The sequence below is a fragment of the Microcystis sp. M31BS1 genome (genome assembly GCF_020245285.1).
In the GTDB taxonomy this organism is placed as follows: domain Bacteria; phylum Cyanobacteriota; class Cyanobacteriia; order Cyanobacteriales; family Microcystaceae; genus Microcystis; species Microcystis panniformis.
This window is the reverse complement of record NZ_JADBVE010000011.1, coordinates 1-10,097: the sequence shown is the minus strand read 5'-3', so window position 1 is coordinate 10,097 and position 10,097 is coordinate 1. Positions and strand designations below refer to the sequence as shown.

Below are 10,097 nucleotides of genomic sequence, written 5' to 3'. Positions count from 1 at the left end.
TTGTGACTAACTATTTTGATTAGAAAAAGATAAACTTGAGAATCTTCAGTCAAATTTATTGACTCAAAATTAGCTGTACTTAATTTAAATGAATCAACCCTACCTTGATAAGGGGGGTGCCGATAGGCGGGGGGATCCCCCTTAATAAGGAGGCATCTGATAATTTTTAACGCCTACCTACTTAATCTAACTGGTCACTGATAACTGAAAAGGTTCTTAATTCCCTACCATTGTGATAATTGCTGTCATTTAACCCACGACAAAGTTAACTAATTTGCCCGGGACAACAATCACTTTTTTGATTTCCTTACCCTCTAAATAACGTTGGGCGATTTCCGATTCCAGAGCGAGGGTTTCTAAGGTGCTTTTATCGGCACTAGCGGGAACTTGTATCGTGCCTCTGGTTTTTCCCAAAATTTGGATGACAAGGGTAATCTCGTCCACAATCAGGGCAGTGGGATCAACTTTTGGCCAGGGTTGCAGGTGAATTGATTGGCTATGGCCTAAAGCTTGCCATAATTCTTCGCTAAGATGGGGAGCAAAAAGGGAAAGTAAGATTAATAAGGTTTCGATTCCTTCCCGATAAATGGGGGATGCAAAACACTTATTATCCCCTAAAGCGTTACTGAGTTTCATCAATTCGGAAATGGCGGTATTAAATTGATAATCTCCTTCTAAATCCTCGGAGATTTCTTTAATAGCGGTGTGAATTGCCCGTCTTAAATCCTTGTCAGTTTTCGAGAAAGTTTCTATTTTTTTGACTTGCTTGGGTTTATTTTCAATATATTCGCTGACTAAACGCCACACCCGATTAAGAAAGCGAAATTGTCCTTCTACCCCCGCATCATCCCACTGTAAATCTTTTTCTGGGGGTGCGGTAAAAAGTATAAACATTCGGGCAGTATCGGCCCCGTATTTTTCGAGAACTTTCAGAGGATCAACGCCGTTATATTTCGACTTAGACATTTTTTCAAAGAAGAAAGATAGAACTTCTCCCGTGTCTTTATCGCAATATTTATCCTCTTTATAGATAACATTTTCTGCGGGGACATATTTGCCAGTTTCGGGATTTTTGTAGGTTAATCCCTGTACCATTCCCTGGGTTAACAGACGGTTAAAAGGTTCATCGACATTAACTAAACCTCGGTCTCTTAAAACTTTGGTAAAGAAACGAGAATAGAGTAAATGTAGGATAGCGTGTTCGATTCCTCCGACGTATTGATCCACGGGCATCCAATCATTAACCTTCTCGAATTGAAAGGGTATATCTTCATTTTTAGCATCGGTATAACGGAGGAAATACCAACTAGAATCGATAAAGGTATCCATGGTGTCCGTTTCCCGTTTTGCGGGAGTGCCACAGCGAGGACAATCCACATTTACCCAGTCTTCTAATTTGGCTAAAGGAGAAGCACCTCGACCGCTAAATTCGACATTTTCCGGTAAAGTAACGGGTAAATTATCGATAGGTACTGGCACGGTTCCACAGTTAGGACAGTGGATAACTGGAATCGGACAACCCCAATATCTTTGACGGGAAATTAACCAATCCCGGAGGCGATATTGTATTCTAGCTTTGCCGTAACCTTGGGCAGTGGCATAATCAATAATAGCGGTTTTTCCTTCTTGGGAATTCAGTCCATTAAATTGAGCGGAATTAATCATAATTCCAGCTTCTGTATAGGCCTCTTTTAACTCAATTTCGCCACTTTCTGGAGTAATAACTATCTTAATTGGCAGGTTATTTTCCTGAGCAAATTTAAAATCGCGACTGTCGTGAGCCGGGACTCCCATCACTGCCCCCGTCCCGTATTCGTAGAGGACATAATCAGCAATTAAAATCGGAATTTCTTCACCAGTAAAAGGATTAATTGCCATTCCTCCGGTTTTAATACCGCGTTTGGGTTTATCTTCGGCGGTTCTTTCTAATTCGCTTTCGCTGGCTATCTCTTGAATAAAAGTTTCTACGGCCGATTTTTGTTCGGGAGTGGTAACTTGTAAAGTTAAGGGATGTTCGGGAGCAAGTACCACATAAGTGACTCCATAAACCGTATCGGGACGAGTGGTAAAAACGGCAATTTTTTCTGTGGAGTTAACAAGAGGAAATTCTAAATAAGCACCTACCGATTTACCAATCCAGTTGGCCTGCATGGTTTTAACCCGTTCTGGCCAACCGGTAAGTTTATCTAAATCAGTGAGTAATTGTTCGGCATAATCGGTGATTTTTAGGAACCATTGCCGGAGTAACTTTCTTTCTACTTTAGCACCCGATCGCCAAGATTTTCCTTCACTATCTACCTGTTCATTTGCTAAGACAGTTTGATCGATAGGATCCCAATTCACTGCCGCTTCTTTTTGGTAGGCTAATCCTGATTCAAAAAACTGTAAAAATAGCCATTGGGTCCAACGATAATATTCTGGGGAACAGGTGGCAACTTCTCTTTCCCAATCGATAGATAATCCTAACTGTTGTAATTGCCGTTTCATCTGGGCAATATTTTGATCAGTCCATTTTGCCGGAGGAACTCCCCTTTCAATGGCGGCATTTTCTGCGGGTAATCCGAAAGCATCCCACCCCATGGGATGCAGCACGCGATAACCCTGCATTCTTTTCAGACGGGCAATCACATCGGTAATAGTATAGTTGCGAACGTGACCCATGTGCAGGTTGCCCGATGGATAGGGGAACATGGAGAGGGCGTAAAATTTCGGTTTATCGGCGTTTTCTGGGGTTTTGTCCAATCCCATTTGCTGCCAAATCTTCTGCCATTTCTGTTCGATTTCTGCGGGGTTGTACGGCACTGGGGTCTTTTCTCCTGAGTTGTATCTATCCCTCCCATTTTACAGCAGCCGGCTGAGGGCGATTGCCAGTCTTGGAGTTATCCACCCTAGCAAAAACCCTCTGGGTTTTAGTGGTTAATTTTCGCGGGGAATATTCAACCTCTTGCATAATTAACTTTTGAGGGTTCAAAAACGTCAAAAATAAGGATTAAATCGCATAAAATCTGTAAATAGACCATTTAACTGATTATTATTTCATTCTTAATTCTCCTGACTACTGACTACTGGCTACTGACTAGAAAATAGAAGCTGAAATAACGCCAATTCGTCGATCATACTAAATCCGTTGAGTATAAGCTACATATCAGGAGAGGTACTCCTGCAAGTGGAGTGACTCTTAAATTATTACAGATGTGTCAGCAGCTGCGTGTAAGCATCCCACCGAAAAACTAATGCGCGGGGGGTTTGGGGGCGGCGCCACGCCCCCAACGGGGGGGTTGGGGGGTAGAACCCCCCAAAAGCTTGGATTGAGCGATAAAGTCGGAAGTAATACTAAATCCCTTGAGTCTAGGCTACATATCAGGAGAGGCACTCATGCAAAAGGGGGAATAAATAATCCGTTTTTAATAACCAGATTTAGGATCAGAATATTTTCATGTTTGGCGGTGTAACTTGTTGCATCAGGACTGACTCCTAACCCTAACAACAATTTTTGATTTTTACAAGAGGTTAACAGCCGTTCGACTTCACCCAATAGTTACTTGACTGGTATCGACGCTGGTTGCCCCATGGACTTTACTGGCAATGGCCACCATTTTATCTAAAGTCGCCTGATTGGAAACCTTGCCTTTTAGTACAACCTTACCACCAGTTTGAGCGACCCACAATTTGTCTTCATCAGCTAAATCCGGTGTCTCGTCAAAAGCTAAAACTACTCGTTTAGCTAGGCCGCTTTCGTCGTATTTTCCGTCTAATCCGACTCTTTCGGGGGGAATACCGGCAGCAGCGGCTTTACCTGCGATCGCACGAGCGGCATCGGCCGGTTTATCTAAGCCGAAAATTCTTTTTAACCAATCCATTGCTAACACTCCTGATTGAGTTCTAAAACCCCAATTTCTTTAAGAGGGATTTGGTGGAAACGATGTGTCGATCTAATCCTAAACGATCAGGACTCACTCCCACCGCTAAAGCGACTAATTGGGAAAAATGCAACACGGGTAAACCTAAACTTCGACCGATCGCTTTTGCCACTTCCGGTTGTCGGGAATCAAGATTAAGATGGCATAAAGGACAAGGGGTGACTAAACAATCTGCCCCGGCTGCCATGGCCTCTAAAATGTGTTTTCCTGCCATTTGGAACGATTGGGTGGTGGCATAACTGGACAGGGGCCAACCACAGCATTGAGTGCGTCCTTGATAATAAATCGGATTTGCTCCCACCGCTCGAAAGACATTTTCTAGGGATTCCGGCTGAAAGGGATTATCGTAGGGGAGAGTATCCTGGGCGCGCAGGAGATAACAACCATAAAAACCGGCGCAATTTAAGCCTGATAAGGGACGAACCACCTTGGCCGCCAAATTATCTAAGCCATAATCGCCCACAATTGCCCAGAGTAGGTGCTTAACCGTTGTCGTTCCTTGGTAGGGGGAACAATTTTCTTTCTGTAAATAATTATTAACTTCCTCAACATAATTGGGATTATTATGCTTTGCTTCCTTCAAGCGCTCATCCACATGACCGATCACTCCCTGACAGGTGCTACAGTGAGTCAACAGGGGTAAATTGAGGGCTTCCGCTAGGGCAATATTGCGCGCATTGACAGTATCTTCCAAGAGTTGCGAATCTTCCTTATAGGTTCCCGAACCACAACAGGCCGCTTTTTTGAGTTCGACTAAATTAATCCCCAAAGCTTCCGTCAGGGCTGCCGTGGATAAATATAGTTCCCGACAGGCCCCTTGAGCGACACAACCGGGAAAATAAGCATACTGGAGATTGTTGACTGTCATGGATTCTAGGAAATTACTACTCATTACCTATCTACCATCTTGCCCCCCTTCCCCCCTGTCATCACTAAAGTCATGGAATTTCTTAACAGACAGTCTTTTGTGAGCTGCTCCGAACAAGTGTACGGTAGTTTGTCCCAGAAATAATATCCAAAAAGGAGGAGAGCCATCTCAACAGTATAATGGCTCTCCTTGAGAAAAATTGTTGTCCTGAGGAGTCGGTTGTACAAATGGGAATCTGCCCGGTCAAGAGGTGATTTACGGGGAGAATTGAGATTGTAGCCGAGAAATTGCGGCGAGAAACCCTATTTTGTCTGCTTACGCCGCTTGGGTGAGGGTGATAACAGCATCAAAGTCAGCACGGCTAGGGAAAATCGAGAGAACCCGGTCTAGTTGGGTTAATTCAAAGATAATCTTGACTGAAGGTGGAATAGAACAGATATTGAAGGATTTTCCTTGACTTTGAGCCAGACGAAAGGCGGTAACTAAAGCCATTAATCCAGCGCTGTCGAGGAATTCCACCCTACTCATATCCACGAGAAAAGTGATAGAGCGACTCTGGTTAACCAGATTGGTGAGCTGCTCTTGAAATTCTAGGACGTTGGCGGCGGTAATATAGCCGTTTGGCTCAAATAGAGCAATTTCTGGGACTTTTACAGGACTTTTCATGGCTGGACTTGGAAATTCATAAAATGTACCTTTTAACTGGAAATCAGATACCGCTATTATGTCCTAACTTTCTGATTTTGCAACCTTGGTCTTGACAAATTTTCTCTCTCCCGATCAAGATTAATCTTTTTTTAATCTTTCCCCCTGTAGGGAGGAACCGGTTTTAGGTTAACCTGATGATCCGAGGAGTAAAGAGAAACAGTGATCAGGACTGACTAGGGTAAACATCAAGGGAAAGTCGTTAGGTTTAAGCTCTCATCCCGAATGACTGATGATGACCCAGTATTCTACCGGTATTTTTGCTAAAATAAAGTAAAGCAGGATACGAAAACTAGATTTATTGAGCTAGAGTAATAAAATTGTGGATACCCAGCCGACTATCCGCCAATTAGTGGAAAAAGCCCTATATTATCGCCAAATCACGCCAGAAATCGAGAACGGAATTAATGAACTCCTCGGTCGTCTTGGCTACGTTTCTGATGTGGATTACGAGGCCCTAGAGTTACTCATGGATGAAATGGACGAGGGCCGGATTAATCTCGTTCCGCGTCGGTAACTTCAGTTATCAGTTATCAGTTATCAGTTATCAGTTATCAGTTATCAGTGGTGAGTTATCAGTGGTGAGTTTTCAGTTCACTCCGGACTTAGTAACGAAGAACCTGACTGATTACTGATTACTGAACAATCCCCCAAAACCCAATTTCCCCAAATTTCCCCAAATTAATATAATTGACTTCAGGCTTCCTCTTAACCTGATTTTTTCCATGATTCCTTTAACTCTTAATCTCTTGCAAGGTTCCGTTACTTTTCGTTTCAGTCCCAGTGCTGCTCTGGATTTGCAAAGGGAAATTAATATTCTACTTGATCGCCTAAAAGCGATCGCCAGTAATGCCGCTAGTGGTGGTAAACCCCAACCCCAAAAACCGCTGGAATATCAGCACACTGGTGATGTGTTTCTGGAAGTGTTTTGTAATCCCAATATTTATCCGAATCCTTTTTCGGCTAAAGTTTTGCTAACGGTTCGCGACGATCGCCTGCGCTTAACCACAGAAGCAGAATTAACCCGTGTGATCGAAGATTTAGAGCGTTATCTCGACCAAAATAGTTAGAATCGGGGGATTTTTGGGGTTTCGACCTTTCCTTGTCGTCCCACCTTTCCCCATCTGACTATTCTTCTCTAGTTTGCCATGTTACCGACCGATTTATTGATTTCCCGTCAAAATGGCGAGACAATTATTCCCAAACGCTTACCGATCGCTCCTGATTATCTGGCGATCGCTAAAGAACAAATCACCTGTTTTCAGGAAAGTATCGGTGAAAGTAAGGGAGAATTAAGCCAAAAACTCCTAATCTTGGAGGGAGACAGTCCCGATTATAAAATTAAACGGGGATTTGCTCACCTGTTAACCAATCATTTTGCCACCTTTGAGATTATTAGTCCCTTAGAACCACAGGAATTAAGAAAAAGAGTTTTTGAACAAGCGGCCAACTTTGTTCCTATTCCCCAAAATCGATCGCTAATTCTGGAGAAAATTGCCCAGCAACTCAGCCAAGAATTAAATCAAGAAATTTTTCCAGTAGCTCTAGAAAAAGGACTTTATGCTGATTTAGCGGAGAATAAAATTCTCACTCAATTTGATGCTCCCACCCCCGAAAACTTAATTCATCGTTTTAACCTCTCGCAAATTCAAGGGATTTTTTATCGGGCCAGTTATTTAATTATCAACGTCCACCGCAACGATCCAGGGGAATATAAATATCTCTTTCGCTATCTAAAACTATTTCGTTTAATGACTTATATCGAAGGGGATGCCGACACGGGATTTACTATTACTATCGATGGTCCCACCAGTTTATTTAAAGCTAACAGTCGTTATGGCATTGAAATCGCTAAATTAATTCCTGCCTTACTCCATGTTACTCACTGGAATCTGAAGGCACAATTACAGTACAAAGATTCCTACACAGGAACTATTAAAAAACAACAGTTCAATTTAGAGGATAACTGTGGTCTGGTGTCCCACTATTCCCCAGGTAAACCCTACGATAGTATGTTAGAGGAATCTTTCGCTAAACGTTGGTTACAGTTAAAAACTGAATGGCAACTAGAAAGGGAAGTGGATTTAGTGCCTTTACCCGGAGGAGTGATGATTCCCGATTTCCGTTTAGTGCATCCCGATGGTCGCGTTTTTCTCCTCGAAATTGTTGGTTATTGGCGACCAGAATACCTACAAAAGAAATTTTTACAGGTTAAATCGGCCCAAGCAAATAATCTAATTTTAGCCGTATCGGAACGGTTAAATCTAGAAAAAGCTGGAGTTAAATTTCAAAATCTACCCGCTCAGGTTATCTGGTTTAAAGATAAATTATCACCCCAAGCAGTGTTAGAAGTTTTAAATTAAAAGGTTAAGAAGCTAAAAGCGGAAGTATGATTTAATACTCCCGCTTTGGTTTAATCAGACCAGGTTAACTCTTTCGCCCAAGACCGGACAATGAGTGCTACCCTATTGAGCAATGGCAGGACTGATGGACACTTTCACCACTTTATTTTTTTCTTCTTCCGCTTTCGGGAGAGTGAGATTGAGAATGCCATCTTTGTATTCAGCAGTCACGTTATTGTTATCAACCCGAACCGGTAGAGGAATAACCCGATGGAATTTACCATAACGGAATTCAGTGCGGGTAAACCCTTCTTCTTCGGTTTTAATTTCCGATTTCCTTTCACCATTAATGGTCAGACTATCGGCTGTTACTTCCACATTGAGGTCTTTGGCTTCCATACCAGGTATTTCCAGTTTAAGCTGAACTGCCTCTGCCGTTTCGGTCATTTCCGCCGCCGGGATGAAGGATAACCCCATTTTTTCGCCATTGCCTACATCAGTCGGCACAAGACGGTCAAACAAGCGATTCATTTCTTTTTGTAGGCTTTCTACTTCTCTGAAAGGTTCCCAACGTATAAGTGCCATATAATTCACCTCCGAAGTTCTCTTAACGCTAGAGATGTTGGTTTATCTCTACACTTTTAGGATAGATAAAAGATTCTCTGACTGGGGTAGGGTTTTCGGTATTGAGTTTTTCCAGATTCCCGTACTATCTCCTATACTAGGGTCTGCTGATGAATAATTAAACTTTCTAAACTGGTTTGTAAATCTTGGGTTAATTGTGCTACGGCCGAGCGTCGATCGCTTTTATAATCAGCATAGCGCTCGGATACAGAAATAGGTTTACCAATAGTTATTATCGCTTTTTGTTGACCAATTTGGGGACGAAAAAAGGGATTACCTCCCTTAATTCTTGTTACTAAATCCCAGAGTAATAAAATTGTCTCAGCAAATCTTTCTACGGTGGGTTTTTCTTTGACATAATAACCAGTTACTGACACAAAACTTTCCACAATTCTCATGTGCCACATTTTTAAATTAGCTTCATCAGCAAGGCGATCAGCTAATCCTAATTCAAGGGGAGAAATAGAATGAGTGGGTTTTAATTCTTCCCGATAAATGCGTTCCCATCCTGCTTGTTCTAAACGACGACAGCGATCGATTACATTACCATTAGGAGAAACATTAAAATACTTTTCTGCGGTTTGTAGGGCCACATCTAATAAATTGGCTAAACGTTTGGCTAGGGTTTCATTTGGATCATCACCATTGGCAGGTACTACAGGTAAAGATTGATAGTAGAAATCTCGATAAAAATCCTCCATTAAGGATAATAATCTTTCTCCTAACCGAAAAAGACGCTCGTATAAAACCTTTTCTTCTAGGGATGAATTCGGGATTGATTCTAAACCGCTATCGGTTTCTAAATTAGTCAAAATTCGCTCGATTTCTTGCCACACTGGAGTCAGATAAAAATACTGAATACCAATAGGTAAAATAATTACTTCTTGCTGTTGTTTAGCTTTTATGACATCATCCACCCCCCAAAAAGCCAATTGAGAAATACCCGGTTCAATCGCACTGACAAGCTCATTATGTCCGTTAGTTGCCCCTTCCGGAGCAGCGGCTAAAGGATAATCTCCTTCTAATAATAAACGACGAGCCGAACGCAATCCGATTAAATCGGCTTTTCCCCGTTGAATTGGTGTGCCACCTAACTTAGAATATAACCATCCTACCCTTTCTCCCGCCCATAAAGGAATCCCTCGATCATACATAAAATGAGCGTGAATTGGCTTGTTTAATTTTATTCCTAACTCTTGGGCTTTTTTGGGTACTAATTTCCACAAAAGATAGGCCATACAGTAGGGATCGTTAATACTGGGATGACGAAAAGCGAGCAGTAAACGGACTTTTTTCTCTTGACTTTTTTGATAAAATGTGATTAAAGTTTCTAGATTGGCGGCCGAAATTTCTCTTAAGTTGGTTTGAGTTTGTAACCAAAGAGGTAAAAAGATTTGACATCCCTTTAAAAGCAAGGGATTAAGGTCAGGGGGGATAAATTCGAGGGGAGGTTGCGCGCCCAAAGATAGATTAGACATATAAGTATAAGTGGTCGTGCCAAATAAATTTCCTAGTTGAGACAGTTATCAGTTATCAGTTATCAGTTATCAGTTATCAGTTATCAGTTATCAGTTATCAGTTATCAGTTATCAGTTATCAGTTATCAGTTATCAGTTATCAGTTATCAGTTATCAGTTA

Annotated in this window: 10 protein-coding genes; 4 read left to right on the top strand and 6 right to left on the bottom strand. The window is 41.9% G+C overall.

Annotated features, from left to right (window positions below):
* Positions 1 to 249: 249 nt before the first annotated feature.
* From leuS to IM509_RS00350, 4 genes are all read right to left on the bottom strand, one after another.
* Positions 250 to 2,802 (bottom strand): leucine--tRNA ligase, encoded by a 2,553-nt coding sequence (gene leuS / locus IM509_RS00365; RefSeq protein WP_185237651.1) that lies wholly within the window; start codon positions 2,800 to 2,802, stop codon positions 250 to 252.
* A gap of 725 nt (positions 2,803 to 3,527) precedes the next feature.
* On the bottom strand, positions 3,528 to 3,860 hold the full coding sequence (locus tag IM509_RS00360; protein WP_052278145.1) for a BON domain-containing protein: 333 nt from the start codon (positions 3,858 to 3,860) through the stop codon (positions 3,528 to 3,530).
* 22 nt (positions 3,861 to 3,882) lie between these two features.
* Positions 3,883 to 4,812: a CoB--CoM heterodisulfide reductase iron-sulfur subunit B family protein gene (locus IM509_RS00355; protein ID WP_052278143.1), complete on the bottom strand. Its 930-nt coding sequence runs from the start codon at positions 4,810 to 4,812 to the stop codon at positions 3,883 to 3,885.
* A gap of 291 nt (positions 4,813 to 5,103) precedes the next feature.
* Positions 5,104 to 5,454, bottom strand: a complete 351-nt coding sequence (locus IM509_RS00350) for an STAS domain-containing protein (RefSeq protein WP_052278140.1) — start codon at positions 5,452 to 5,454, stop codon at positions 5,104 to 5,106.
* 361 nt (positions 5,455 to 5,815) lie between these two features.
* On the opposite strand from IM509_RS00350, the gene IM509_RS00345 reads away from it, so the two are divergent.
* From IM509_RS00345 to IM509_RS00330, 4 genes are all read left to right on the top strand, one after another.
* Complete coding sequence (locus IM509_RS00345; protein WP_004161468.1) at positions 5,816 to 6,010, top strand: hypothetical protein; 195 nt, start codon at positions 5,816 to 5,818, stop codon at positions 6,008 to 6,010.
* Entirely contained in the window at positions 5,967 to 6,128 is a 162-nt protein-coding gene (locus tag IM509_RS00340) for a hypothetical protein (protein WP_287716224.1), read from the top strand. The genes IM509_RS00345 and IM509_RS00340 overlap by 44 nt, the downstream gene beginning before the upstream one ends.
* Positions 6,129 to 6,218: 90 nt before the next feature.
* The gene (locus IM509_RS00335) at positions 6,219 to 6,563 is read left to right on the top strand and encodes a hypothetical protein (protein ID WP_004160645.1); all 345 of its coding nucleotides are present in this window, start codon (positions 6,219 to 6,221) and stop codon (positions 6,561 to 6,563) included.
* 78 nt (positions 6,564 to 6,641) lie between these two features.
* On the top strand, positions 6,642 to 7,856 hold the full coding sequence (locus IM509_RS00330; RefSeq protein ID WP_004161466.1) for a DUF790 family protein: 1,215 nt from the start codon (positions 6,642 to 6,644) through the stop codon (positions 7,854 to 7,856).
* A 102-nt stretch (positions 7,857 to 7,958) separates the two neighbouring features.
* Here IM509_RS00330 and IM509_RS00325 read toward each other — a convergent pair whose 3' ends face one another.
* Both IM509_RS00325 and IM509_RS00320 read right to left on the bottom strand, forming a co-directional pair.
* On the bottom strand, positions 7,959 to 8,420 hold the full coding sequence (locus IM509_RS00325; protein WP_052278137.1) for an Hsp20/alpha crystallin family protein: 462 nt from the start codon (positions 8,418 to 8,420) through the stop codon (positions 7,959 to 7,961).
* A 131-nt stretch (positions 8,421 to 8,551) separates the two neighbouring features.
* Positions 8,552 to 9,937, bottom strand: coding sequence for a 1-acyl-sn-glycerol-3-phosphate acyltransferase (locus tag IM509_RS00320; RefSeq protein ID WP_052278136.1), 1,386 nt, complete (start codon positions 9,935 to 9,937; stop codon positions 8,552 to 8,554).
* Positions 9,938 to 10,097 lie beyond the last annotated feature (160 nt).

What these genes read in the sequence shown, in the direction of transcription:
- IM509_RS00355 (WP_052278143.1), bottom strand. Translation starts at nt 4,812, where the DNA reads ATGAGTAGTAATTTCCTAGAATCCATGACAGTCAACAATCTCCAGTAT.
- IM509_RS00350 (WP_052278140.1), bottom strand. Translation starts at nt 5,454, where the DNA reads ATGAAAAGTCCTGTAAAAGTCCCAGAAATTGCTCTATTTGAGCCAAAC.
- IM509_RS00325 (WP_052278137.1), bottom strand. Translation starts at nt 8,420, where the DNA reads ATGGCACTTATACGTTGGGAACCTTTCAGAGAAGTAGAAAGCCTACAA.
- IM509_RS00340 (WP_287716224.1), top strand. Translation starts at nt 5,967, where the DNA reads ATGAAATGGACGAGGGCCGGATTAATCTCGTTCCGCGTCGGTAACTTC.
- IM509_RS00330 (WP_004161466.1), top strand. Translation starts at nt 6,642, where the DNA reads ATGTTACCGACCGATTTATTGATTTCCCGTCAAAATGGCGAGACAATT.
- IM509_RS00335 (WP_004160645.1), top strand. Translation starts at nt 6,219, where the DNA reads ATGATTCCTTTAACTCTTAATCTCTTGCAAGGTTCCGTTACTTTTCGT.
- IM509_RS00360 (WP_052278145.1), bottom strand. Translation starts at nt 3,860, where the DNA reads ATGGATTGGTTAAAAAGAATTTTCGGCTTAGATAAACCGGCCGATGCC.
- IM509_RS00320 (WP_052278136.1), bottom strand. Translation starts at nt 9,937, where the DNA reads ATGTCTAATCTATCTTTGGGCGCGCAACCTCCCCTCGAATTTATCCCC.